This window comes from Mucilaginibacter koreensis (genome assembly GCF_054783355.1).
This window is the reverse complement of the sequence record NZ_BAAGQS010000001.1, coordinates 2,537,028-2,560,753: the sequence shown is the minus strand read 5'-3', so window position 1 is coordinate 2,560,753 and position 23,726 is coordinate 2,537,028. Positions and strand designations below refer to the sequence as shown.

The following is a 23,726-nucleotide window of genomic DNA, read 5'->3' as shown; positions in this document are numbered from 1 at the left end:
AGCTGCATATAGCCATGAAGTTTCATTATCAATACTTATTGTTTTTGTTGGCGCTAGGCTTAATTGCAGGCGGGTGCAAAAAGCAGGATGGTGATATTTACATCGCCCCTGATAAAGCCAGCTTGCGGGTGTATAATGCAACCGATTATATATTTAACGTATATCAAAACGGTACACGTTTAAGCAATTCAGCTAATATTGGTGTAGGTGGGGCCTCAAATTCTCTTGAGGTACTGGCTAACCAGCAGCGTTTTGCTTTTAAAACTCCATACGATGTGTTAACTACCGGACAGGATATAGCCCGTAATGATACTTTATCTGCACGGGTGCTAACTTTAGACAGTGGCAAGCAGTATTCGTTATTTGTAGGAGGGACTACAAAAACTACTACTACCTTTTTAGTGCCCGATACTACTGCTAATGTTGATGCCGGTAAAGTGTCAATCCGCTTTGTGCACGCAGCACCCGTTTCTGGCCCATTACGCGTTACGCTTAATGATAATGTGCTGCAATTGAATAATGTAAAATATCAAAGTGTACACAGTCAGTCAATTACTCCTGCGGCCAGCCCTGTAAGTATGGTAGTTAAGCTGTATAAGGCAAATGGTACCACGCCTGCTTATACAAGTCAGACGTTTGAATTTGAAACCGGTAAGAAGTATACCATATTTGCACGCGATTCAGCCAATAACACGGTGAGTATAGGCCGCCATGACGATTAAGATTTGTTTGATATGAGTAACCGCAAATTTAACCTTTCTTATTTATTTGCATTGCCTTTGGTAGTGTTGTTAATTAATGCTTTTCTGGTGTCATGCAAAAAGGAAAGCAATGGCGGTACTATAGGTTCAAACGTACTGCTGACTATTAACAATTTAAGTCCGGATGCATATCCGGTACAGTTATGGATCAATAACCAGCGGCAAAACCAAACCAATACCACTACCAATCTGGTGGGTTTGCAAACTTATGCCTCGTATGGTTACAATGCGCCTTCAGCTTACTTTGGCATACGCTCTTCAGACGGGCCCTTGCAATTGCGCTCCACCCGCCCCGGCGACTCTATTTTTGTTACCCTTGATACAACTAAGCTGCAATCATTAAAGCGATACACGCTGTTTCTGACCGGGCTGTTAACCGATGGTACGCTGGGCGCTATTTTAACGTTGGATAGCACCGCTACCCCAGCTTTAGGACGTGGGAAGATTCGCTATGTAAACGGTTCATTGCGCCTGCCCATAGGTTCGCCAAGTTATGATGTGTATGCCAACGGAACCAAAGCTTTTTCCAACGTAGGATCGTTGAAAGTGACAGATTATGTTGAGCTACCAGCCGGTACTTACGATTTTAAGTTTGTATATGCAGGGCGTAATGTAAATACGAACACCAATGTGCTCTTTGCTCAAACGGGTGTAAGAGTGCAAGATGGACGGCTGTATACCTTATATAGTCGCGGCATTACCGGGCGCACAGACACAGCAGCCCTGGGTGCAGGGGTTATTGTGAATAAGTAAGCAGGTATACCAAATGTATTTTTATTTTTGAGGCTTAAATCACCACACTTTGGAACTGCTGCACCACGTTATTGATTTTATACTTCATATTGATAAGCACCTGAGCGAAATTATCAGCCAATACCAGGGCTGGACTTACCTCATTCTCTTTGCTATCATTTTTGCTGAAACCGGGTTTGTAGTTACTCCATTTTTGCCTGGCGATTCATTGCTGTTTGCTGCCGGGGCCTTAATTGCAGGCGGGCAAACCGGCTTAGATATTTATCTGCTGGGGATTATCCTTGTGGCGGCGGCTTTTTTAGGTAATACCCTAAATTACACCTTAGGGCATTTTTTAGGGGCGAGGGTGTTTAAACCGGAGAATAAAATATTGAAGCTGGAGTATTACAATAAAACCCAGGAGTTTTTTAATAAGTATGGTGCCACAGCGGTGATTTTAAGCCGCTTTATGCCCATCATTCGCACGGTGGCTCCATTTGTGGCCGGGGTGGGGCGCATGAGTTTTATCCGTTACAGTATCTATAATATTGTGGGCGGCCTGCTGTGGATTGTACTGTTTCTGGCTGCTGGTTACCTGCTGGGTAATATCCTCTTCTTTAAAAAGAACTTTTCGCTCATTGCTTTAGGAATCATTCTGGTGTCTATACTGCCACCTATATATATTGCTTTAAAACAGCGCTTTAGTAATCGTCGGGCAGCGTAAAAAACCTTATTTTTTTGTAAGATGAAAATCTTGGTAACTGGTTCATCTGGCAGGTTGGGTAGTGTTACCGTTCATCTTTTAAAAAGTTTCGGCCATGAGGTAACAGGTATAGACCTTACAAGCAGTGAAACTACGCACCTGCTTGCTGACGTAAGAAGTAAGAGCCGGATGCTTGAGGTTACCCAAAACATGGAGGCTGTTATACATACTGCGGCCTTGCATGGCAGGCACATGGATTTGCAATGTCCCAGGGAGGACTTTGTGGATACAAACATCAAAGGCACTTTAAATTTATTGAATGCATGTGTAGCCAATGGTGTTGGCAAATTTTTGTTTACCAGTACAACTTCAATTTACGGGAAATATTTAGTTGATAGCCGTAAAGCCGTTTGGGTAGATGAGAACTTGCCTGTACAGCCCCGGGACATTTATGACATTACTAAGCAAGCCTGCGAGGAATTGTGCCGCGACTTTTTTGAAAAGGAGCACATCCAGGCTACAGTATATAGGGTAGGGCGTTTCTTGCCTGAGCCGGATCACCTTAAATTAACCCATCGGATGTACCGGGGACTTGATGAGCGTGACGGTGCAGAGGCGTTGGGGTTAGCCCTGATGCACAATTTCGAAAAATTTGAAATTTTTAATATCTCCAGTGGTTCACCTTTCCGGCAAGAAGATGTAACTGATTTGAAACACAATGCACCTTCAGTAATTGCTAAATATTTCCCTGAAGCTTTAGATATTTATCGGCGCAATAATTGGTCATTGCCCGATAGTATAGATCGTGTTTACTGTTGTGATAAAGCAGAGCAGATACTAAATTATCAGCCCCGCTATACATTTGAGCACTTATTAAATCAGTATAAAAAATAAGAAGCAGTATAATCCGCAGTTATACCCTTACCCAATCCTGCTGCTCGAAATCATATTTTTTAATCACCTTGGCAGGGTTGCCTACGGCTACCGAATAAGGCGGAATACTCTTGGTAACTACAGCCCCGGCAGCCACTACACTGTGCTTGCCAATGGTTACCCCGGCGGTGATTACCGAGTTGGCGGCTATCCAGCAATCATCTTCAATTACAATTGGTGCGGTTAGAATGGGCTGTTCAAGTATTGGGGTGTTAATGTCACGATATTCATGGTTCAGGCCACTGGCTACAATATTTTGCGCCAGTATTACATTATTGCCAATGGTGATGGGGCCGATGATAACATTGCTCATCCCAATCAGCGTATTGCTGCCGATGATAACATCGCCCACACCATTATTTACGGTACAAAAATCTTCAATTACCGATCTTTCGCCCAGCTCAAATTTGTTGAAAGGCAACACATCCATACGGGTTCGGCTGCGTACAGTAGCGCCTTTACCAGCTTTATGAATAAAAGGGTTTACCAGTAACTTCACCCAGCCGCGCGGCCGTGCTTCCCCTTTGGGAATGAGCATGCGGTGCACCAGCTTTTTGATTTTTGGGTTATTTTTTATGGTATCTTTTACTGACATCAGGTAACTAAAGTTAATTTAAAATAAACAGCAGGCTTTATTTACGCTTGGCTTTTTCCCAAACCGCGCTCTGGCTACCGGCCATGTAACGGAATATTCCACGTACTACGGCATAATTCATCATGCAAAAATAATACGGTATAAAGAGCAGCTTTATTTTCATCTGCCGGGTTTCTAGCAGCCAGCCGGCTAACGAAGCTAAATAAAACCCAACCTGGGCTACCAATAGTAACTGATAAATAAGCGCAGCGTTGCCTTGGGTAACAATAATAATGTTAAGAATTAATGCCAGTATCATTAAAAAGGGTACAACCGTCCAGCGCAGTACGCGGTGGCTGATGTATTCAAAGGTAAGTACCGGTATTTTAAACGGATTAAGCAAACCTTTCAGGCGTACAATGGATTGAATACCGCCAGCTGCTATACGTATTTTTCGCTTTAACTCTTCTTTTACATTGGCCGATGAGGTTTCTGAGGCATAAGCTTCGGGCTCATAAATTACCCGGTAGCCATCCTCGGCCACCAGCAATGAAATCATAAAATCATCCAGAATTGTATCTGGTGGTACGGGCTGGTACAGTGCCGTACGAATGCTGAACAGTTCGCCTGCGGCGCCTACTACCGAATACAATTCCGAATCCCAGGTTTTTAGCTTCGATTCGTATTTCCAGTAGAAACCTTCACCTGCAGTGGCATCGGCTGTTTCTTCTACCTGTACCCGCTTTTCGCCGGCTACAGCACCCACCTTAGGGTTAGCATAGTGGCGACAAATATTGCGCATGGAATCAGCATTTAAAAAGGTATTGGCATCAGTAAACACTACAATTTCGGTGTTTACCTGCGTCATGGCCCGATGCACCGCCGCAATTTTACCGCTCCGTGCTGCCGAATGCATCAACTGGATCTGCGGGTATTGTGCAATAATATCAGGCGTACGGTCAGATGACCCATCTGTAATGAAAATTAATTTGAGTTTACTTGCCGGGTAATTTAGGGCTAAACTGTTTTGTATTTTTTCAGTAATAAACGCTTCCTCATTATAGGCAGCTACTACTAATGTACATTCGGGAAGTTCATTGTCGCTTACTACAGGAATTACCGGTTTGCCACGCAGTGCCCGTTTAATTTTAATAATCAAAAACATTAAAATGCCATAACCAAAGAAGGCATAAAAAACAATAAAAAGACTTATCCAGAGTAACAGGGTCATAGTGTTTGTATCGGGTATCCTAAATCGGTGCTGTTTTGGTTATGCGTAAAATTCCAGCCAATAGCTTTGAGCAGCAGGCCGGTAAAACCTTTATAGCCTTTGCGCATATAGCTGATAATGTTTCGGGGCGCTACCAACAAAAGAAAGTAAGGGTAAAAAAACAGCTTGGCTGCCAGCGGTGCATTGCGGCGGATGAATAGTATGCGGTTGCGATTCATAAAATATTCCTTCAATCCGCTGGCTTTACCTACCGACATGGATTCTTTATGATAAATTTTGGCAGCAGGCTCTACCCATATTTCGTAACCGGCACGCTTAATATGGTCGCACCAGTCCATTTCTTCATAATATAAAAAGAAGTGCTCGGCCATCAGTCCGGCTTTATCAATGGCTTCACGCTTCACCATCATAGCCGCGCCATGGGCAAAACCGGTGGCATGGGCGGGCTGGTCATATTGCCCGTTATCCTTTTCAAACTGCCCAATGCAATAATTACGGGCGGTATAATAATTCATGGGCGTATAGCCAACATATTGCAACGTATCGGGCTGATCGAAGTAGTTAATTTTGGGCGATACTGCACCTACGTTGTTATGAGTGTCTAATACATTTACCAGCGTTTGTACCAAACCGGGGGTAAACTCGGTATCATTATTTACCAAAAACAGGTAATTGCCGGTAGCCGCTGCAATGCCCAGGTTATTGCCGCCGGCAAACCCCAGGTTCTTTTCGGAGCGGATAAACTTAATATCAGGATACTTGTTCTTCCACTCGGGTATGCTATTGATCTTGCTGGCATTATCTACCACAATAATTTCAATATCGGTATACGTATTGGTGGCGGCTATTGAATTTAAAAGTTGCTCAGTAACGAAACTTTGGTTGAAATTTATCGTAATGATTGAAACCTTGCTCATTATGCTTGCTTACGGTAACGGTGTGCAAATGGTTTGATGAAAATATCAATTAAATTGGATATTAAAGATAATATAAAAAAAGACTTAAACAGTTTTGAGCATATTGCCCAAAGTAATACGGCTATTGACCAAAAATTGGATGAACTGCTCAATCTGCTTTCTATAAGTGATATTGATAGTGTAAAAGCCCGTGAATTTAAGCAACGCTTTAATACTGCGGTTGAGAAATCAGTAAGTCGCACAGAATCTATTGAAGCCTTCCGCGATTTTAATCCGGATGAAATGACCTCCCGGGACGCACTGCTGGATGAATTTAGCATGCTGCTTTCTGCCCACGAAGTAAATAGTAAAGATTCGCGCAAATATTTGCTGGCCAAGCAGATGAAGCGACTGGTTAGCGGGGCTATCGGCATCATTTTAATTGCCCTGGGCTTTGCCATGATTGTAATGCCCGCGCCTCCTTATTTTGAAATGTTTACCATTTTTTACTTTAACCGCGAAGATGGGGTGACATTGATGGACTTAATTTCTTTGCTGATTGTATTTACCGGCATATATTTGTTTATCAGAGCCCTGATACAACCTTCGGGCCTGAAGAAATAATATGGCAGAAGCTTTGGTAAGGCATGTGTTATTGGTGGATGATAATCCCCTGTTTTTAAAAGTGTTATGCCATGCCATTCAAAAGGCCGGGCTCCGGTGCTATACTTGCGAGTCGGCCACCGAAGCTATAGCCTATCTGGCTGGCCACAAGCCCGATTTAATTTTATCTGATTATCAGATGCCCGAAATGAACGGGCTGGAGTTCAGGCAGCACGTATTGAGTGATGATACGTTAAAAGATATCCCCTTTGTATTTCTTACTTATGATACCGACCAGGATGTAATGATTAAAGGTTTGGGTATGCAGGCGGCAGATTATATTTTAAAAAATACGCCCGTTAATGTAATTATTACCAAGATTAACAATCTGCTGCATACCGTTGAAACCCAGCGCCAGTTATCGGCGCAGGAGCTAAAGCGGGCTGCCGAAGCATTAAATGTACGTTCGGTTCCGGCCAAAGCTCCCACGGCAGAGGGTTTTTCATTGGATTTCTGGCACCGTTCTTATCAGGATATCCCCGGGGGAGATTTTATCGATTTTGTTGAAGTAGAGAACCGTTACACCTTTATTGTATTGGGTGACATTATGGGTAAAAAATGGACAGCCTGGTTTTTTACCTTCAGTTTTCTAAGCTATCTGCGGGCGGCCATCCGGTTTGGCGTATTTAACCAGGATTATTCTACCGCCAGTATTCTGCAAAAAGTGAATGCGGTGATTTGTGAGGATGAAGTGCTAAAAGATATGATGGCCAGTACCGCCCTGTTGATGCTCGACAGGCAGACAGGCCTCGTTAGTTACTCAGGTGCCGGCGATTTGCCTTTGCTGAAATATGAAGCCAATACTGCCGAATTGCAGCAAATACGTTCATCAGGCCTGTTGCTGGGCCTGTTTGCTGATGGTGGTTATGATGAGCAGCAGATTGAACTGCAAATTGGCGACCGCCTGCTGCTTTTTACCGATGGACTAATTGATTTTGCAGATAACGAAGGTAAAAAGACAGACTACCAACTTTTTGCCCAGCGCCTGCATCCTTTACTACAGCAGCGCATATCATTTACTGAACTTAAAAATACATTGTTCAACCTGTCGGTAAGCCAGCAGGTGGATGACAGCAGTATTATACATATTGAACGAACATGATAAACCTGATAGACCAGCATGCCAATTACATAGTGGCCAACATAGATGTAACCGAAGCCAGCTTAAATAATTCTGAGAGCCTCAAACAACAACTGATTGATCTGCTTAACCGCTATCAAAATAATCTGATTATTGATTTAAAGCAGGTGGAGTATGTAGATAGTTCTTTTTTAGGCGCATTGGTAGCCGTGTTGAAACATGCCATCAGCTTGAAAAAAGAAGTGTTGTTGACTGATCTGCATAAAGACGTACATAACCTGATGGCGCTCATTAGGCTGGATAAAGTATTTAAAATTTATAATACCTTACCTGAGGCTGTTCAGTCGCTGTCTTAATGAGTCGATTGCAGTAATTATGCCATTACAGGAGTTTAAGTTAGCGGCCGGCGAGCACCGGTTTGTGCCTTTGTTGCAGCAAATGCTGCAGTACATTCGGCAACATATAATTTTGCCCGATGCCGCTACCGAGCAGCTATTATTTGAAGCCAAGGTCGTGTTAACGGAGTTGCTCACCAATGGAATTAAGCATTCCGGCGGTCAGGTTACCTGTCTGCGCATAGAGATAGAGAAAAATAGTATCTGCTTTGTAAAAAAAGATAGCGGACGCGCAATGGCTTTGTTACAGCACCCACAGCTGTGTAAACCGGGAGATACCACCTGTATCACTCATGATGCCTTACATGCCTTACACGCCTCATTAACCGCACCTCAGCGAATAAGTTTTACCTGTACAAAACATGATTGGAATGTTAGCATACCTGATTATCATCAATTACCTGAGCACTTTGGTTTATTAATTATTGCTAAAGTAGCTGATGAGTTTGGGTATGAGTATAAGGAGGGAGAGAATGTGTTTGTAGTGAGGAAGGGGTTTTGAACATTGTGGTGTTAACGGTTAGTTCTTGTCTGTGCTTTATTTTCGTTGTTGTTCTTTTGTCTTGATACAAAAGAACAACAACGAAAATAAAGTACAGCCCCGTAAGGCTTTTTGCCGCACGGGGCCTTGGCTGCAAAGGCAGTCAGCACTACAGGCTGTTTAGTGTTTGCGTATGTGCGGCTTGTACTTTGCCCGTTGCCAGTGCAAACACTAAAAGGCCTCTCTCCACCACACAAAGCCATCAGTGCTGCCCGCCTTTCGCCCAAAGCTGAGGGGCTGACAGGGAGAAAAGGAGAGTCAAGAGCAAAGAGCCAAGAAACAGAGATTAAGAAGGAACAAACAACGTACACATATTATCCCACCGTCATTGCGAGGAACGGGCGCCATCTCTATACGTCGAGTAAAGGCATTGAACAGAGAGATTGCTTCGTTCCTCGCAATGACGTGCTTGAGGGAATGCCTCTTCGCCCAGGCGTGGTGGGCTGGCAGAAACCGCCCGGGCCATGCGTTGGCATCGTGTGGGGGAAGGATTGTTTCTGCCTTGATTTTTTGTTACTTTTTGATCAAGCAAAAAGTAAACTGCCAATCAGCACAGCACAAAACCATATAGCGGATAGAGGCTAAAAAGACACCTTTAAAACAACGATTTCTTTTCTTCTTTCTTCTCTTTAACAATTACAAATACATCCTCGTTATCCTTTTTCATCAGGTATTTCTCGCGGGCAAATTTTTCAAGTTTGGCGCGGTTGGAGGAGAGTTCATCCAGTTCTTTAGAAACCTGGGCGGTTTCCTTTAGATAAAAATCGCGTTCCTGTTCCAGTTTGCTGAGTTGCTGACGGTACTCATACTGCGAAAACAAATCATTTTTATCAAAAAATAGCATCCAAGCAATGAATACCAAGGTGACTAAAAAGAACTTATTTTTGAGCAAATCAATCAAACGTTTCATGTCAGGGCGCAGGGGTAATTTCATCTTAAAATTAACTGAAAGTTTTGAGGGATGCAAATATGAAGAAAAAGCAATAAAGTATAAGGCAGATTTTATAATTGCCCAACCGAATGATTACTATAAAGCCATCTTTCTTAAGCTCGTTTCAAGCATCAGAAAAATGGCTTTTACAAATTTTTTAAACCGAAACTTAAGCGTTGCTCTTGCTGCTTCTGTGGCCTGTTTTTCCGGCAGGCCGGCGGCTGTTTTGTTGTTTGCGGCGCTGCTGATTTCGCTGACTGCTGGATGGTGTGTTGCGATGCTGCGGATTCTTCTTTAACTCTTCGCGCAAGCGTTCGGTCTGGCTCAGCTGCTTCATCGGGTAAGGATGCGCATCGTTTACCGGTACTTTACGGGCAATAAGCTTTTCAATATCTTTCAGGAAGTCTTTTTCTTCATCATCGCAAAAAGATAGCGCAATGCCATTAGCTCCTGCCCGGCCGGTGCGGCCAATACGGTGTACATATGTTTCGGGCACGTTAGGTAATTCAAAATTGATGACATGGGTTAATTCATCAATATCAATACCGCGGGCGGCAATATCAGTGGCTACCAATACGCGGGTAGTGCGGTTTTTAAAATTAGTAAGCGCACGCTGTCTGGCATTTTGTGATTTATTGCCGTGTATAGCTTCGGCAGTAACACCTACTTTGGCTAAATCTTTTACCACTTTATCGGCACCGTGCTTGGTACGTGTAAACACCAGCGCTGTAGCAATGGTATCATCTTCTAACACATGTGCCAACAGTGCCTTTTTGTTTTCGCGGTTCACCATATACACGCATTGCTGAATGGTATCGGCAGTAGATGACACCGGAGTTACTTCAACATAAGCTGGTTCGTGCAAAATGGTATCGGCCAGTTGCTGAATTTCTTTAGGCATGGTAGCCGAAAAGAATAAAGTTTGGCGTTTGGAAGGCAGTTTGGCAATAATGCGTTTCACATCGTGCACAAAACCCATATCCAGCATACGGTCGGCTTCATCCAGTACCAAAAACTTAACCTGGTTTAAGTGGATGTAGCCTTGATTAACCAAATCGATCAACCGGCCTGGCGTAGCTACTAAAATATCCACGCCTCTTTTCAAAGCATCGGTTTGTGGGTTTTGCGATACGCCGCCGAAAATTACCAGGTGCTTTAAGCCAGTGTGTTTACCATAAGCTTCCAGGCTTTCATCAATCTGGATAGCCAGCTCACGGGTAGGCGTTAAAATCAGCGCTTTAATGGCTTTGGGCTCTTTGTGCTGGCTGCGTTGCTGATACATCAGCTGCAATAGCGGAATGGAAAATGCAGCCGTTTTACCAGTGCCGGTTTGGGCACAACCTAATAAATCTTTCTGCTGTAATATAAGGGGGATTGATTTCTCTTGTATAGGGGTAGGATTGGTATATCCTTCGGTTTCGAGCGCTTTTAAAATGGGCGCTATTAAATTTAACTCTTTAAATAACATGTATTGGTATTGTGTTGCAAGCAACTGTACTGTTGCTCATAACATATACACAAAGGTACAGTTATTTTTGGCAGTTGAATGTCATAAGAAAATGCCGGACTTAACAGTTAAAATAGTGTATGTAGGTAATAGAAGGCTTTTTAACAAAAAAGCGCAGTAAATTTGAAACCTTAAGTTATATTCACATTTTAGCAATCAATCAAATAAAAAATCAATTCAGATTGTGCTTTCCTGTATAAGCGCCGCTTCGAAAACGTTAATGAATACTATTCGGCTGTTGCTATAGGAAATTATCAGTACCAAATATTCTACAATGCAAAAAGCTGTCGGCGCTCAACAAAATTTATTGTACATAGATACTTTAAGGGGTTTAGCAGCCATCTATGTAATGTTGCACCATGCGGTTTTGCAATATTATGATTTTAATGTGTTTGACCTTACTGGTATAAAGAAAGCCGGTATCAGTGCTTTTTTCTTTGGTCAGTTTGCTGTTAATCTTTTTATTGTGCTTTCCGGATTTTGCCTCATGCGGCCTGTAATTTATAATAATCTACAGCTAAAGGGAGGGAACTGGTTGTTTTATAAACGCCGCATTATCAGAATTTTGCCACCGTATTATTTGGCTATGACATTATCCGCAATTCTGATTGTGTTTTTGGTAGGGCAAAAAACAGGTACCCATTGGGATATCAGTATTCCAATTACTTTTAATGGCCTGTTAACTCACTTGCTGCTAATTCATGATTTTTTCATTAATGAAATCTATCAGATCAACCATTCATTTTGGTCTGTTTCAGTGGAGTGCCGCATCTATATTCTGTTTCCGGTACTTATTTATTTATGGCGTAAAACAGGGCCTTTTGTTACCATTCTGGTTGCTTTGGCAGGTTCTTATGCCGGTTACTTGGTATTAGGCTATGCACATCAATATTACAGCAATATTGATGTGCCTTCTCCGGGAGTAAGCCCCTATATAGTGTTGTTTTGTATGGGGATGTTTGCTGCAGAGATAACAGATTCATCTAACCGCAGGGGCATAAAAGGCAAATACTTGCTCGGAGGATTGTTGCTCTTTCTGTCAGTAATCGTGTTCTTTATGGCCAGGAAACTGGTAGCTACCACCCATGCAGACGCTGACAGTTTTGTTTATCAATGGATTCCTATTGCCTTTGGATTGTGCTGCTGCTGTGCGCTTATATTTTGTTCAAGTATTTATACAAATTCTTCAGGTAGTGTTAAGTGGCTGAAAAATGCACTTTCATGGCAACCGCTGGTGTTTTTCGGGAGCTTTGCTTACAGCATTTATCTCATACATGCCCCTATACTGCAAGTGCTTAGTCAGTATATAATTGCACCATTACATTTAAGCAGATACAACTCTGCCTTGCTCTTGTTAGCGCTGAGTTTGGTGGTAATTATTCCGTTGGCTTATTTATTTTTTATCTGTTGCGAACGGCCATTCATGAAATTAGGTAAAAAGAAGAGTGTGGCGCAGGTTGAGCAGGCTGCAATAGCAAGCCCGGCACCATAAATGGCTATCTGCAACGCATAGCTAAACTATAGTGTATGCTATCAAAGTTAATCAATCCCCGGTACCCGGGCACTTATTGGCATCATGAAACTCTACCAGTTTCGACATTACTTCAAGTGCAATAGCGTAGTTTTCTGAGCCTACCAATTCCTGATATTTGGTTTCCAGGTAGGTAACCTGGCTTTTCAAATGCTCAAACAACTGCATGCCGTTGGGCGTAAGGTATAACATTACACTGCGTGCATCAGTAGGGCTTTTTTCGCTTTTTACCAATCCGTCGGCCTCCAATAATTTAATCACCTTACTGGCTGCCTGTTTAGTAACGTTAAGCTTTGAAGCCAGTGCATTGTTGGAGATACCCTGCGTGCCTATACTCATAAACATGGGCAGGTGCGCATTATTAAAGCATTGCGCACCGCAGCAGAGCTGCTTATCGGCCCAGTCTTCGGTGGCGCGTTTCAGCATGTACACCAGTTTAATCAGCGGAATTTTAGGCTCTGTTATTTTCATGTCCATCTCCATAGCAATTACAGCAAATATCGTCCCATAATGTACAGGGCCATTCTAATTGTATTTATAACGCAACAAAGGCAATATTTATGACCAATATAGTGATTAAAAATCCAGTTTCACCATAGCCCGGATACCCCATTCAGGCGCGCCCGGATTGTTCAGATAGGTAAAGCGTTTTACCAGATCCACCCTTAAAAATTTAAAAATGTTACTGATGCCTACGCTGCCTTCTACATAAGGGCCGTTGTTAAGCGTATAGGTGCCTGCACTGTTTACGCCATTGAGCGGGAAGCGCAGCAGTGAAGGGTCATTGGCCGGGTTGTTTTGGCTTTGCACGCCGCCCCACAAGGCTTTCACATCTATCACCTCGCGCCATTTCAGCTTTTTAAACAGCGGCACCTTGTTGAACAAAAAGCCGTTGAAATTATGATCTACATTGATGCTGGCGTAGTGATCGCTCACAAACTCCAGGAAGTTCATCAGGTTGTAGGATTGCAGCTGGAAAGCATAAGTTTGGTTGGCATGGTGTATATCCAGGAGCGGGAAAGGAATATGGTTGCCGAAAATATAATTACCCTCAGCAAATACATCAGTATAACCCAATTGCGACAGATAAAAGCGCTTGCTGATATTGCCGGTAAAGCTGGAGTAATTATAATCGCCACCCGCAAAACCTTTCAGGCCCTGGGTATAACGTAAGGTAAATATAGGGTACTTGTCAATAATAGGCGTGCGGTAAAGCTTGCCCTGGTAAAAACGCTCGTTGGGTGCATAGCGCAGTTCTAAACTGGCTTCAGAGGTATGGATGGCATCTACGTTGTTCAATTGATTGTTCACCAAATCTTTGAAGTAGAGCGAACCTGCGGCACTCTGATCCCATTTTTTGAAACCCACCTTGTATGAGAAGTGGTTTTGATACTCATGCACATAATCCAGTCGGAAGATGTTATTATATAACCAAATGTCATTGTCGCCGCGTTTGAATGACAGCAGGAAGTTATCCTCCTGCACAAACTGCAGTTCCTGGCCGGGTATTTTGGTATCGTGCTGATAGCTTACCCGTACATAATTTTGCGGGAATGCGTAGATGGATTTATTGTTGATGGAATAAGTGGAGCTTAAAAAGTATTTAAATTGCTGATCGCGGGTACCGTAAGCGCCATAGGTTTCAAAATAATAACGTTTGCTGAACTCCGGCGTGCTGCGGCCACCCAAACGGCCGCGGAAGCCTTCTACCGGGTTAAAGCTATAAAAAGTGTTAACAGGGCCAATTTCAAACGGACCAACGTTTTTATAACCTGCCACAAACAGCGTCACTAAATCGGCGGTGCGCTTAAATGACGGGATGGTTTGCAAACTGTCAATATCACGGTATACACTGGCTTCGGCATTGCTCAGGCTGTCGGGGCGGCTTAGGGCCCAGTATTTATCGTTTTTATCGTCGGAGTGCATGGCGTATACCAGGGCAGGGCCATCATATACTTGCTTAGGGCGTGGGGTGTTTACGGCAAAACTATCTAAAATCACCTTTCGCTCGCCGTAAATACCGCCGCCTTTATTTTTATTTAACCCAAACTCCATGCGCAAATCACTTTGTGCCAGGCGGTATTTGCCACCGGTAGTTTTTTCATAAGCCAGAGTGGTTTGCATCTGGCGCACAAAGTTGAGGTTGATGTTTTTGTTTACTGTTAATACCGCATGCTCCACTGCATAATTACCGTCCATGGTAACGTACAACTTACCTTCAAACAACAGGTCGGTGGTGTTGCGCGGGGTAAAGCTCAGTTCGATCAGATTAGGTGACTGATCTTTTAAGGTATCGGTAATAAAGAATTTATAAAATTCAGGAGAATGGTCGGCAATAGGGCTTAACAACTGGTTAGTTACCAGTGAAATGTTGTTATCGTAAATATTGATATCCTGGTACAGGCGGTTAAAATAAGCGGCTAAACCGGCGTTATCAATATATTTTTCATCATATTTTACCTGCTTGCTGCCCTCAATAATCTGCTTTTTGGTGAAAGGAGCTTTGCGGAAATAATTTTTAGACAGCTTTTCTTCCATGTAGATAGGCAACATGGTTTTACCACCCATAGCCAGCGAGTCTTGCTCCCTGAACATAAACTGGTAGTTTTTGAACAACCGTTTGTTTTTAAACTTGTCAGACAGGTTGCTCAAATAAAAATTCATGCGCTCGTACTGGCGATACTCCGCGTAGCTAAAGTTTTCCAGGCGGTTTTGGTCTTTATGGGCAATTACCTTGCGGATGAGTTCAACTGCCGGGTTACCTTTATTACGATACTTTGTTTTTTTAGCGCCGGTTACTACTACAGCATTCAGCATTTGCTTGTCTTCTGCCAATGCTACGTTAATAGTTTGCTCTTTACCGGCTTCTATGGTTTTTAATACAGTTTTGTAGCCTACAAAAGATACTTTTACCTGGTTATAATCGCCATTGGCAGTTAACGTAAATTTACCTTGTTCATTAGTGCTTACCGCTTTGGTGCTGCCGGCAAATGATACGGTAACAAAGCCCAAACCTTCGTGTGTTTTGGCATCGGTAACGGTACCTTTTACTGTAGTAGGGTTCTGTGCATGGGCCAGTAAGCCAAAATTCATCAGCACAAATAACATGGCACAGCCTTTTAACCAGCCTGAATTATGCGGAACCTTAAAGGTATGGTGTGCTGCAACCGATGACACATAATGTGCCGCTTTGCGCAACGTACAGCTTAAATTTTGGTTGAATTTTCTAACTACTGTAAACAACACTATAGCTGCAGCTACTACAGTATGTAATTGCATACTGAGCACCAGTTTTAAGTAATTGGCGTTAATATCTTCATTGCCCGGAATAGCTTGTTTAAGCAATTCGTTAACGGCAATGTTAGCGAATGATTTTATGGGTAACCTTGTAAGGGGTAGCGTAGTAAAATATTGCGGTAGGTTGAGAACTTTCATAACACTTTGAATGATAACGCAACAAAGGTAAACTAAGTTGACTATATTAGTCAAATAAGTTGACCAAATAAGACGATTGCATGACAAATGAGTGTACAGGTAACACTAAGGCAAAGGCGTCTTAGACAGGAAGTATTATGGAAAGTTGGATTTGTATCTTATTGATTAAATATATATACCAATAGGCAATTAGGCTGTTATTGTAAAAGTAGATTGCACAGATCGCTGCTACTGGTTAAGCGCTTAATTAAAAACTAATAGAGAGAAACGAACAGGGTATCCATTCAATGGCTATTCATTATTTTTTATAGGGAAAGGGTAAAGCTACACGCAAATCATGATCCTCGCCCAATTTATTACTGTACCGGGTAGCTTTGATTGCCTTGATAGCTTCCTCATCGCAGCCATAGCCTAAACTTTTAACTACCATTATATCTTTTGTAAAGCCATCTTTATCAACTGTAAACTGGAGGGTTACTTTACCCGCAATATGATTTTTTTGAGCTGCCGGCGGATATTGTAATCTGCTATATAGATCATTATAGCCATTAACCGGTTCTACAGGGCTTTCTTCTTTGCGTACTGCCGACTGGTCATAATATAAACTTGGCGGGTTTAGGTTACCTTTTGCCGTAACCGGCAAGTAAGTAACATCGTAATACTGCTTCAAATAATCTTGCAAAGGCATCAACCCAACTTCTTTTCTTCTTTTGTTTACGTTAATTTCATCTTCAATCATTTGTATCTGAGTGCCATGGTCGCTATCATGAAGTTGAGATCCGTAAATTTGCTTTCTGCCATGCCCTGTATTTATCCTGTCAATCATAATGGCTAGTGATGATTTGTTCAGTTCGCCTTTGTTGGCAGCTTCGGTAAGTAAAGGCAAGTATTTTTCCTGTACCTCCAGATCATTATGCTGAATGACCAGGAAAGCAATCGATTTGCGGTTTTCGCCTACCAAACTTTTGCCCGGGTAACCATATTGTTTAATAATGGCCTCTACCTGCTTTAAGTTTTGCAGGTCAATTTGTGCTTGCTGGTTCATCATGGATTTTACCTGTGCAGATTCCCATCCATATTTTTTTGCCAAAGTTTCAACTTGGCTTCCTCTGTACAACTCGTCGGTTTTGCCAATGCTGTCCAGCTGTGCTGATAAAGTTTTATTATAGGTTTGCGCGAATGATAGTTGGGTAAATAACAGTAAAAAGACAGCAATGTAAGTTTTCATATCGTTCGTTTTCATAGCTCCAAATTAAGGAGGTATAATTGGCGCAAACTTGTATTTTTCAGACAACCTCTGATTTTATGAATTGAAATATCAGCTGATCATCAGCCAGCTGATTAATATCGCTGAAAAATTTTTGCGGATTGAGCCCGGTGAGTTTCTTATAGATTTTATTGAAATACGCCTGATCATAAAAATTGCTGCGATAGGCGAGATCCGTCATGCGGTTGAAGTTTTTTTCGAACAGCTTATTTTGTAAGGAGTGCCTGAAACGGGCCACCTTTCTGTAAGTTACCGGCGAAACGCCCAAATGCCTGTTAAATAAACGGTTGAAAGTGCGTTCTTTTAAACCGATTTGTATACTTATTTCTTCAATAGGTAATTCGGCTTCAAAATCTGATAATAATTCAACAGCCCTTTTCAATAGCTGGTATTCGGGTAGCGGGCAATATTGTTGCAACAAATAAGCTTCGAGTAACTGTGCCCGAATATGATTGTTGCTGGTTGCATAAAATTTTTTCAGAAAGTAAGAGTAACCTGGAGAATGATCCCAATGGGTAAATAATTGACTCGGGCTTATAATGATTTCCTGAAGCGGACTACGGATGAACTGATTTAAGCCAAGCGGCTTAAATAGAATGGTAACCTTGTTCAGGCAACCACAAAGGTGTGCCAGCAATGGTACCTCCCTGATGCCTTGAACCGAAGTTAGATAAGGCACTGTTACATCTCCATAAACCCGCGTAATATATTGCTGTTCAAATACGGTAGCTGCGTGCTGATGTATATTAAGCACAGTGTGGGTATGGGGAAAAGCATAGTATTTAGCTTCAAAATCAGCATCGGTACGGAGGAAATAAAAGTAACTGATATGCTCTTTTAAAAGCGGATGCTGAGGGTAATAAGGTTCGGGCTGAAGGTTCACTGTATAAAAGTAACTAAATATCAGGGTACCTTTATTAAGTATAATCACTAATCTGCAAATTTGTATCAACAAAACGCCCTGCAATTATCATTGCAGGGCTTTTCTGTTAGCTGTATAATATTGAGCTTACTGGCTATCGCGCAGTGCTTTGATGCGGTCATGTGCAGCGTTGATCTGGCTGGCCTGCTGGCTCACCACTGAGCTGTACTCGGCCGACAAGCCGCTGTTTGGTGACAGGGCATCACGGTAAGCTTTCTTGATGGCGTCCTCACCGCGCTCACACTCCTCCAGGATGCTCTTGCGGTCTGAGCCGCCAAACAGCGCTTTGACGTCAATCCATGCCCGGTGCAATGTGCCGCTTACCGAGTTAGAAGTCTCGGCATCGCCGCCCAGTCTGCCCAGCTCTGCAGTCAGTTCCTGAGAGAACTTGCGGCTCTGCTGGCTGTATTCTTCAAATACCGATTTTAAGTCTTGGTTCTCATCACTCAGGTCTTTGATCGCTTTCTCAAAACCGTCTACACGATCGTTATTGATCTTTACCAGGTCACTCAGTACCTCTTGCGAATTTTCTGTTGTAGTTGCCATAATATATGTTTTTAAATAGATGTGCTGAGATAAAAACAATAACCTTGCCAACATTTACTCACCGGCAGCAACAGCAGCCGGTTGCAATAACTGCTCGGCAATTAAGCTATACGATTGCAGGCGCTCCTCAAAAGTTTCAGTAATGGTAATCAGGATGATCTCATCTACCTGGTAAGTATACGCCATGCGGGTCAGCTTATCTTTTATTTGCGCGGGTGTACCGGTTACCATACGGCGGGCATGGTAGGCCATGCGCTCAAGCTCGGCTGGGGTATAATCTTCGTGTTCAATATCTTCATACGATACCGGCTCTAAACTCCCGCCGCGCTCCAGTTGTAAAAAGCGGTGCTGCATCAGGGCTTCGTGGCGGCGTATGGCTTCTTCATCCTCGCTGCAATACGCAAAAATAGCTACGCTGGCCTGTGGTGTAGGCATATCTGCCGAAGGCTTAAAACGGCTGCGGTACAAATCAACGGCTTGCGCTCCGCCCACCGGGTTAATAAAATGTGCAAAAGACAAGCCCATGCCGAAGTGTGCGGCAAACAAGCCGCTTTGACCGCTCGAGCTTAATAGCCACATTTCAGGCACGGTTTTCACTTTTGGGATAGCCTGCACCCGTTCTTGTATGGTGCCGGGTGTAGCGGTATCATGAAAGTAATCCTGCAAGTCGGCTAACTGCTCAATAAAATCCTGCTCTTTAAACTGGTTGCTGGGGTTAAGTACTGATGCTGTAATGCGGTCGGTACCAGGTGCACGGCCCATGCCCAAATCAATGCGGCCGGGAGCCAAGGCTTCCAGCATCCTGAAGTTTTCGGCCACCTTGAGGGCGCTATGGTTTGGCATCATTACACCGCCCGAACCTAAGCGGATACGCTCGGTTTGTGCAGCCAGGTTGGCCAGCAACACCTCGGGTGTAGAGCCGGCCAGGCTGGTGGTATTATGGTGTTCGGCTACCCAAAAGCGGGTGTAGCCCAATTGTTCGGTATGTTTAGCCAGGGCAATGGTTTCCTGTACGGCCTGCGCTGCGGTTACACCTTTACGCACCGGCGACTGATCCAATACGCTAAGGCGGATGGGGTTTGTATTCATGCTTTTAGCTGCACAAAAACCGGGCAGTGGCAGCCAACTGGCAGTGCTGTCAGCTATTTTATGGCATTTAGCTTACAAATGCTATTTAATGCTGTAATCAATCAGGTCACTGCTGCCTACCAGTACTCCCATGGCTGAAGTTTCTATCTTAATGATACCTATCCCTTTGGCCACATAGTAATCATAAAGTGTAATGGATTGAAAACCGGTGCCCAAAAGGTCATACTGAAGATCGATTTGTGTGTGGATTACATTACTGAAAGCTTTGCCGCCCACAGTTTTGTTGATGCCTTTTTCCATCACTTTTCCTACCACACGCCCGGGTACGCCGTTTACTAAACCGTTATCACTCAAAGGGGCGGTCCAGGTGTGGTTTACAGCCATGGTATCGTTCAGGTAATAAAATTCGAGGGTAATGCCGCTGGCAATTGTTGATGAGCGCAGCATGTATTTATGATCTGCTGCATAATAATATCCGTTATTTGAGCCTGCAGCATGCGAAACACTATTGGTTACATAGTAGTTTTTATTGTTGAAAGTTGCCGTAGCTCCCGTAATGGTATTGGTAGAGGTATCCTGAATATTGCCAACAATAGCCTGATATTTCCAAAAAGAACCCTTGGTAACAGGCTGATAGGTATCTGCTGTTGCAGGCGCATTGCCAAAATTGCTCTCAGGAAAAACCGGTTCTGAAATTTTGCAGGAACTGATGAATAATGCAGACAGCAGCCCCAGTAAACAAAGGTTGATTTTGCTCATGTGGTTTAGATTGGCTTCAAATATAAACAGTTCGTGTTTGGAAATCAACGCCTTGCTTAATGAAATAGGCAAGACATTTAAATAAGTTACGATTGCTTAAAATAAACTGTCTTAATTTATATTTGGTGCGTACCTCTTTAATCATCTGTAATGAGCACAAAACAATTCATATATATACTTTCGGTTGTAATTATAGGTGTAACCAGTAGCGCCCGGGCACAGCAAGTTACGCAGCCTGTAGCGGCGGTGGAAAAAATGCTGTGCAAAAAATGGACAATCAGCTACGCTACTATGCAGGGCATGCGTATAGGCCAGATGCCGGGCAATCAGCAAATGGAGTTTGAGTTTTTTAAAGACAGAACTTTTAAAACATCGGGTAATTTAAGCAGTAAAAAGGGCCAGGGCACTTGGGTGTACGATCTCAAGCAGCACTGCATCAGCATGGCGGTTAAAGGTGGCGAACGCCTGAAAGTTTCTTCGCTGAAAACCAACGAGATGATTTTAGCTGTCGACTTACCCAAAAGCCCGTCTATGCCGGCATCAAACGGTATGACGCAGCTGCAACTGGTATGTAAACCCAAGTAGCAGCCATGCCGGTGTTGCCGGCTTACATAAACGATAAAGAGTTGCCGGGTGGAATGTGCATGGCTTTTACCTGCGGCACATTGGTTTTCAGCCATTGCAGCATAAAGGCCGAACCAGGCTCCTCACTGGCGATATGGCCCAATACCACTAAAGCCAGCGGCTTACCCATAGCGCGTGCATCACGCACATATTCGGCAGTTTCCCATTCTGATAATTCGCCGCACAGCAGTACATCGGGCTGATAGTTAATTAAATCGGTAATTTGGCGCTGTCCACCGGGAGCACCTACCAGTAACAGCGCTTTCTTGCATATTTGCGCAGGGTTGCCTATGTATCTTACCATTTGAATATTTAATCTTTGTTTGGCATTTGCAATTAGCTGTGCAAGGGTAGGGGCAGGGTTAAGCTCGTACAGGCGCTCATCGGCCACTAAAAACTTTTGCCAGCCTAACTGCTCAGTAATGGCTTTTCGTACCCCATCCGGCCTCGTGGTGTGAATATAATCGTGGTTGCGCCATATCGCTATGTTGTGCTCTTTCAGCAATTTTGCTTTGTATTGGTATACATCACTGCTTTCCAGCCATTGGGTGTTATCAGCATGGTTATAAAAAGTAGGCTCATGGGCAATAATAAAGTTGGCGCCCAAATCAATCGCTTTTTTAATTACCTCAATGGTGGCAAACATGGTAGTTACTACGCCGGTTACCACCGTATCTCGGCTGCCCGCTTTTAAGGTGTCAACTGTATTGTTTATAGCGCCGCCCGGTACCTGGCTAATAAACAAATCTATAATTTGCCCTACCGTAACTGGCGCGTTGGTGCTTAACAGGGCAGAGGCTTTACTTAATACAGGTGTAGTACTTAGCAATGCAGCTCCGGCAGCAATGGCAGATTGCCGGATGAAATTGCGGCGATCAGTATCGATTTTATATTTTTTGGTAGCAAATGACATCGGTATGTGTTTTTTCCAAATGTAAATAAACTACAGCTGCTGGAGTTGAATTTGCCGGTAGCAGGTAGGTGAAAAATAATAGGTATAGTTAAGGCAGATGTTCAAAAAAGAGAGCCACTTATCAATTGTAACAAAATTGATACTTTTAGATGATTTGAACCTATTGTTGTTGTTATGCAACGGTGTTTTCTGCTTAAAACGTCTTTAAACATAAAAGTTGTGTAAAAATAAAAACATCTTATTTCTTAATATTGTCTTAATTTAGATATCAAACATCTACTGCCCGGCTCTTCAACCTTCTTGGGCTGTAGTAATTTTTAGCGCTTATCCGATAATAATGGTACATGCATTCGGGCAAATTTGGCATCGATATAAAGTGTTTGTAGAAAACGCGATGCAAGAGTGTGCGCCGGATGACAAGGTAAACATGGCTTACTGGCGCGAACGGCTTTTTTTAAACTGCATTTTATACTGCCTGCCCATTGGTTTAATTATTTTGGTGCCGTGCATTTATGTGCTGTTTGCCAACCAATACTTCTATCTTATAGGTTTTGCCTCTGCTTCGGTTCTGGGCATTGGAGTTGTTTTATTTAATAAACAGCTTAAAATTGTAACCAAGAAAAAGGCAGTAATTGGTATCCTGTATTTATTAGGCATTGTGCTGATCGCTGTATTGGGTGACTTTGGTATAGGATCCATCTACCTGCTTACCATGAGCGTTTGCATTTCATTGCTGTTCAGTAATAAGCTGATTATGCAATCTATTGCAGGTAATGCAGCTATCTATACCGCTTTCGGACTGGTTATCTACTTCAAGCTTTTTAATTTGCCAATTACTCAGTATTATACTACCGATATCTGGTTTACTTACAGTTTGAATTTTATTCTGCTTAATATCATTATTGCAGTGCAGATACGGCATGTGATCAGTGGTTTTGAAGATGCCATTGATACCGAGGTAAGCCTAATGCAAGAGCTGAAAGCCGAAATGGCGCAAAAGAACCGGCGTAACGAACAGTTAAAAGAATCAGAAGCACATTACAAGAGCTTGTTTTTTCTGAACCCTACGCCCATGTGGATCTTTGATGCGGACAGTTTACGCTTTTTGCAGGTAAACAATGCGGCTATGCATAAATATGGTTATAACGAAGATGAATTTTTAGGGATGACCATTAAAGATATAAGGCAGGAAAGCAGTATTGATGCACTGCTGGATGTATTGAATGATACCGGGCGCTCACAATTAGTTACCCGGCATCAGCGCAAAGACGGGAGTATTTTCGATGTAGACGTACGCTGCAGCACTATCCCTTTTAACGGCAAGCAGGCCAGGTTGGTAATGGCCCGGAATATTTCTACTCAAATTTTACACATCAGGGCCATTGAACAGCAAAACAGCAAGCTACGCGAAATTGCTTTTATGCAATCGCATGTAGTGCGTGCACCGCTGGCCCGGATTATGGCTTTAACCAATTTAATAGTGCAGGAAGACCAGGATAAAACCGACCCCAAATTATTAAGTTACCTGGATGTATCTGTAAAAGAACTGGATAGTGTGATTAAAACTATTGTAAATAATACGGAGGAACAGTTTTCGGTAGCTGATATGAAAGATAAAGTGGAATAGCTAAACTTTACAACCTCGTCATTTTTACGCTCACACTACATCCAATAACATTTGCTAAAGACTTC

Annotated in this window: 24 protein-coding genes; 11 read left to right on the top strand and 13 right to left on the bottom strand. The window is 43.0% G+C overall.

The features are described from left to right. The first annotated feature begins 14 nt into the window (after window positions 1-14). The 4 genes from ACYVNW_RS11695 to ACYVNW_RS11680 are packed head-to-tail and all read left to right on the top strand — an operon-like array spanning window position 15 to window position 3,090. The gene (locus ACYVNW_RS11695) at window positions 15-722 is read left to right on the top strand and encodes a DUF4397 domain-containing protein (protein WP_460680051.1); all 708 of its coding nucleotides are present in this window, start codon (window positions 15-17) and stop codon (window positions 720-722) included. 12 nt (window positions 723-734) lie between these two features. Then, on the top strand, window positions 735-1,514 hold the full coding sequence (locus tag ACYVNW_RS11690) for a DUF4397 domain-containing protein (protein WP_460680050.1): 780 nt from the start codon (window positions 735-737) through the stop codon (window positions 1,512-1,514). Window positions 1,515-1,563: 49 nt separating this feature from the next. Beyond that, the gene (locus ACYVNW_RS11685; protein ID WP_460680049.1) at window positions 1,564-2,217 is read left to right on the top strand and encodes a DedA family protein; all 654 of its coding nucleotides are present in this window, start codon (window positions 1,564-1,566) and stop codon (window positions 2,215-2,217) included. Window positions 2,218-2,238: 21 nt separating this feature from the next. Continuing rightward, window positions 2,239-3,090 (top strand): NAD-dependent epimerase/dehydratase family protein, encoded by an 852-nt coding sequence (locus ACYVNW_RS11680; protein WP_460680048.1) that lies wholly within the window; start codon window positions 2,239-2,241, stop codon window positions 3,088-3,090. A 19-nt stretch (window positions 3,091-3,109) separates the two neighbouring features. Here the strand turns inward: ACYVNW_RS11680 and ACYVNW_RS11675 are convergent, their stop codons facing one another. The 3 genes from ACYVNW_RS11675 to ACYVNW_RS11665 are packed head-to-tail and all read right to left on the bottom strand — an operon-like array spanning window position 3,110 to window position 5,851. Further along, window positions 3,110-3,724 carry an acyltransferase gene (locus tag ACYVNW_RS11675; RefSeq protein ID WP_460680047.1) on the bottom strand — a complete coding sequence of 205 codons (615 nt, stop codon included), beginning with the start codon at window positions 3,722-3,724 and terminating at the stop codon, window positions 3,110-3,112. Between the two features lie 37 nt (window positions 3,725-3,761). After that, complete coding sequence (locus ACYVNW_RS11670; RefSeq protein ID WP_460680046.1) at window positions 3,762-4,934, bottom strand: glycosyltransferase family 2 protein; 1,173 nt, start codon at window positions 4,932-4,934, stop codon at window positions 3,762-3,764. Then, window positions 4,931-5,851, bottom strand: coding sequence for a glycosyltransferase family 2 protein (locus ACYVNW_RS11665; protein WP_460680045.1), 921 nt, complete (start codon window positions 5,849-5,851; stop codon window positions 4,931-4,933). The genes ACYVNW_RS11670 and ACYVNW_RS11665 overlap by 4 nt, the downstream gene beginning before the upstream one ends. Window positions 5,852-5,887: 36 nt before the next feature. Between ACYVNW_RS11665 and ACYVNW_RS11660 the strand changes: the two genes are divergently transcribed. From ACYVNW_RS11660 to ACYVNW_RS11645, 4 genes are read left to right on the top strand one after another with little or no spacing between them, the layout of a single operon-like run. Beyond that, window positions 5,888-6,454, top strand: coding sequence for a hypothetical protein (locus tag ACYVNW_RS11660; RefSeq protein WP_460680044.1), 567 nt, complete (start codon window positions 5,888-5,890; stop codon window positions 6,452-6,454). A gap of 1 nt (window position 6,455) precedes the next feature. Continuing rightward, window positions 6,456-7,595: a SpoIIE family protein phosphatase gene (locus tag ACYVNW_RS11655; RefSeq protein WP_460680043.1), complete on the top strand. Its 1,140-nt coding sequence runs from the start codon at window positions 6,456-6,458 to the stop codon at window positions 7,593-7,595. Continuing rightward, window positions 7,592-7,930, top strand: a complete 339-nt coding sequence (locus tag ACYVNW_RS11650) for an STAS domain-containing protein (RefSeq protein WP_460680042.1) — start codon at window positions 7,592-7,594, stop codon at window positions 7,928-7,930. Before ACYVNW_RS11655 ends, ACYVNW_RS11650 begins: the two co-directional genes overlap by 4 nt. A gap of 19 nt (window positions 7,931-7,949) precedes the next feature. After that, window positions 7,950-8,471, top strand: coding sequence for an ATP-binding protein (locus ACYVNW_RS11645; protein WP_460680041.1), 522 nt, complete (start codon window positions 7,950-7,952; stop codon window positions 8,469-8,471). A 634-nt stretch (window positions 8,472-9,105) separates the two neighbouring features. Here ACYVNW_RS11645 and ACYVNW_RS11640 read toward each other — a convergent pair. Both ACYVNW_RS11640 and ACYVNW_RS11635 read right to left on the bottom strand, forming a co-directional pair. Then, complete coding sequence (locus tag ACYVNW_RS11640; protein ID WP_460681012.1) at window positions 9,106-9,420, bottom strand: FtsB family cell division protein; 315 nt, start codon at window positions 9,418-9,420, stop codon at window positions 9,106-9,108. A gap of 190 nt (window positions 9,421-9,610) precedes the next feature. Further along, window positions 9,611-10,909 carry a DEAD/DEAH box helicase gene (locus ACYVNW_RS11635; protein ID WP_460680040.1) on the bottom strand — a complete coding sequence of 433 codons (1,299 nt, stop codon included), beginning with the start codon at window positions 10,907-10,909 and terminating at the stop codon, window positions 9,611-9,613. Window positions 10,910-11,222: 313 nt separating this feature from the next. Here ACYVNW_RS11635 and ACYVNW_RS11630 point away from each other — a divergent pair, with 313 nt between their 5' ends. Continuing rightward, window positions 11,223-12,440, top strand: coding sequence for an acyltransferase family protein (locus tag ACYVNW_RS11630; protein WP_460680039.1), 1,218 nt, complete (start codon window positions 11,223-11,225; stop codon window positions 12,438-12,440). A 51-nt stretch (window positions 12,441-12,491) separates the two neighbouring features. On the opposite strand, the gene ACYVNW_RS11625 is transcribed toward ACYVNW_RS11630, so the two are convergent. The 7 genes from ACYVNW_RS11625 to ACYVNW_RS11595 all read right to left on the bottom strand — a co-directional run bounded on the left by ACYVNW_RS11625 (window position 12,492) and on the right by ACYVNW_RS11595 (window position 20,497). Next, window positions 12,492-12,950, bottom strand: coding sequence for a MarR family winged helix-turn-helix transcriptional regulator (locus ACYVNW_RS11625; protein ID WP_460680038.1), 459 nt, complete (start codon window positions 12,948-12,950; stop codon window positions 12,492-12,494). Window positions 12,951-13,055: 105 nt separating this feature from the next. After that, window positions 13,056-15,914 carry a DUF5686 and carboxypeptidase-like regulatory domain-containing protein gene (locus tag ACYVNW_RS11620; protein WP_460680037.1) on the bottom strand — a complete coding sequence of 953 codons (2,859 nt, stop codon included), beginning with the start codon at window positions 15,912-15,914 and terminating at the stop codon, window positions 13,056-13,058. A 298-nt stretch (window positions 15,915-16,212) separates the two neighbouring features. Continuing rightward, window positions 16,213-17,157 (bottom strand): TonB family protein, encoded by a 945-nt coding sequence (locus ACYVNW_RS11615; protein ID WP_460680036.1) that lies wholly within the window; start codon window positions 17,155-17,157, stop codon window positions 16,213-16,215. A 43-nt stretch (window positions 17,158-17,200) separates the two neighbouring features. Next, complete coding sequence (locus ACYVNW_RS11610) at window positions 17,201-18,064, bottom strand: helix-turn-helix domain-containing protein (RefSeq protein WP_460680035.1); 864 nt, start codon at window positions 18,062-18,064, stop codon at window positions 17,201-17,203. 126 nt (window positions 18,065-18,190) lie between these two features. Beyond that, a complete protein-coding gene (locus tag ACYVNW_RS11605) occupies window positions 18,191-18,649 on the bottom strand; it encodes a ferritin-like domain-containing protein (RefSeq protein ID WP_460680034.1) in 459 nt (152 codons plus the stop codon). 54 nt (window positions 18,650-18,703) lie between these two features. Beyond that, window positions 18,704-19,738 carry an LLM class flavin-dependent oxidoreductase gene (locus ACYVNW_RS11600; RefSeq protein ID WP_460680033.1) on the bottom strand — a complete coding sequence of 345 codons (1,035 nt, stop codon included), beginning with the start codon at window positions 19,736-19,738 and terminating at the stop codon, window positions 18,704-18,706. Window positions 19,739-19,819: 81 nt separating this feature from the next. Further along, a complete protein-coding gene (locus ACYVNW_RS11595) occupies window positions 19,820-20,497 on the bottom strand; it encodes a hypothetical protein (RefSeq protein ID WP_460680032.1) in 678 nt (225 codons plus the stop codon). 150 nt (window positions 20,498-20,647) lie between these two features. Between ACYVNW_RS11595 and ACYVNW_RS11590 the strand changes: the two genes are divergently transcribed. Next, complete coding sequence (locus ACYVNW_RS11590; protein ID WP_460680031.1) at window positions 20,648-21,082, top strand: hypothetical protein; 435 nt, start codon at window positions 20,648-20,650, stop codon at window positions 21,080-21,082. Between the two features lie 22 nt (window positions 21,083-21,104). Here ACYVNW_RS11590 and ACYVNW_RS11585 read toward each other — a convergent pair whose 3' ends face one another. Continuing rightward, window positions 21,105-22,034, bottom strand: a complete 930-nt coding sequence (locus ACYVNW_RS11585) for a Nif3-like dinuclear metal center hexameric protein (protein ID WP_460680030.1) — start codon at window positions 22,032-22,034, stop codon at window positions 21,105-21,107. 337 nt (window positions 22,035-22,371) lie between these two features. On the opposite strand from ACYVNW_RS11585, the gene ACYVNW_RS11580 reads away from it, so the two are divergent. Further along, window positions 22,372-23,661, top strand: coding sequence for a PAS domain S-box protein (locus ACYVNW_RS11580; RefSeq protein ID WP_460680029.1), 1,290 nt, complete (start codon window positions 22,372-22,374; stop codon window positions 23,659-23,661). Window positions 23,662-23,726 lie beyond the last annotated feature (65 nt).

Coding starts and splice junctions, on each gene's coding strand:
- ACYVNW_RS11695 (WP_460680051.1), top strand. CDS start 15: ATGAAGTTTCATTATCAATACTTATTGTTTTTGTTGGCGCTAGGCTTA.
- ACYVNW_RS11690 (WP_460680050.1), top strand. CDS start 735: ATGAGTAACCGCAAATTTAACCTTTCTTATTTATTTGCATTGCCTTTG.
- ACYVNW_RS11680 (WP_460680048.1), top strand. CDS start 2,239: ATGAAAATCTTGGTAACTGGTTCATCTGGCAGGTTGGGTAGTGTTACC.
- ACYVNW_RS11675 (WP_460680047.1), bottom strand. CDS start 3,724: ATGTCAGTAAAAGATACCATAAAAAATAACCCAAAAATCAAAAAGCTG.
- ACYVNW_RS11670 (WP_460680046.1), bottom strand. CDS start 4,934: ATGACCCTGTTACTCTGGATAAGTCTTTTTATTGTTTTTTATGCCTTC.
- ACYVNW_RS11665 (WP_460680045.1), bottom strand. CDS start 5,851: ATGAGCAAGGTTTCAATCATTACGATAAATTTCAACCAAAGTTTCGTT.
- ACYVNW_RS11660 (WP_460680044.1), top strand. CDS start 5,888: ATGAAAATATCAATTAAATTGGATATTAAAGATAATATAAAAAAAGAC.
- ACYVNW_RS11655 (WP_460680043.1), top strand. CDS start 6,456: ATGGCAGAAGCTTTGGTAAGGCATGTGTTATTGGTGGATGATAATCCC.
- ACYVNW_RS11650 (WP_460680042.1), top strand. CDS start 7,592: ATGATAAACCTGATAGACCAGCATGCCAATTACATAGTGGCCAACATA.
- ACYVNW_RS11645 (WP_460680041.1), top strand. CDS start 7,950: ATGCCATTACAGGAGTTTAAGTTAGCGGCCGGCGAGCACCGGTTTGTG.
- ACYVNW_RS11640 (WP_460681012.1), bottom strand. CDS start 9,420: ATGAAACGTTTGATTGATTTGCTCAAAAATAAGTTCTTTTTAGTCACC.
- ACYVNW_RS11635 (WP_460680040.1), bottom strand. CDS start 10,909: ATGTTATTTAAAGAGTTAAATTTAATAGCGCCCATTTTAAAAGCGCTC.
- ACYVNW_RS11630 (WP_460680039.1), top strand. CDS start 11,223: ATGCAAAAAGCTGTCGGCGCTCAACAAAATTTATTGTACATAGATACT.
- ACYVNW_RS11625 (WP_460680038.1), bottom strand. CDS start 12,950: ATGAAAATAACAGAGCCTAAAATTCCGCTGATTAAACTGGTGTACATG.
- ACYVNW_RS11620 (WP_460680037.1), bottom strand. CDS start 15,914: ATGAAAGTTCTCAACCTACCGCAATATTTTACTACGCTACCCCTTACA.
- ACYVNW_RS11615 (WP_460680036.1), bottom strand. CDS start 17,157: ATGAAAACGAACGATATGAAAACTTACATTGCTGTCTTTTTACTGTTA.
- ACYVNW_RS11605 (WP_460680034.1), bottom strand. CDS start 18,649: ATGGCAACTACAACAGAAAATTCGCAAGAGGTACTGAGTGACCTGGTA.
- ACYVNW_RS11600 (WP_460680033.1), bottom strand. CDS start 19,738: ATGAATACAAACCCCATCCGCCTTAGCGTATTGGATCAGTCGCCGGTG.
- ACYVNW_RS11595 (WP_460680032.1), bottom strand. CDS start 20,497: ATGAGCAAAATCAACCTTTGTTTACTGGGGCTGCTGTCTGCATTATTC.
- ACYVNW_RS11590 (WP_460680031.1), top strand. CDS start 20,648: ATGAGCACAAAACAATTCATATATATACTTTCGGTTGTAATTATAGGT.
- ACYVNW_RS11585 (WP_460680030.1), bottom strand. CDS start 22,034: ATGTCATTTGCTACCAAAAAATATAAAATCGATACTGATCGCCGCAAT.
- ACYVNW_RS11580 (WP_460680029.1), top strand. CDS start 22,372: ATGGTACATGCATTCGGGCAAATTTGGCATCGATATAAAGTGTTTGTA.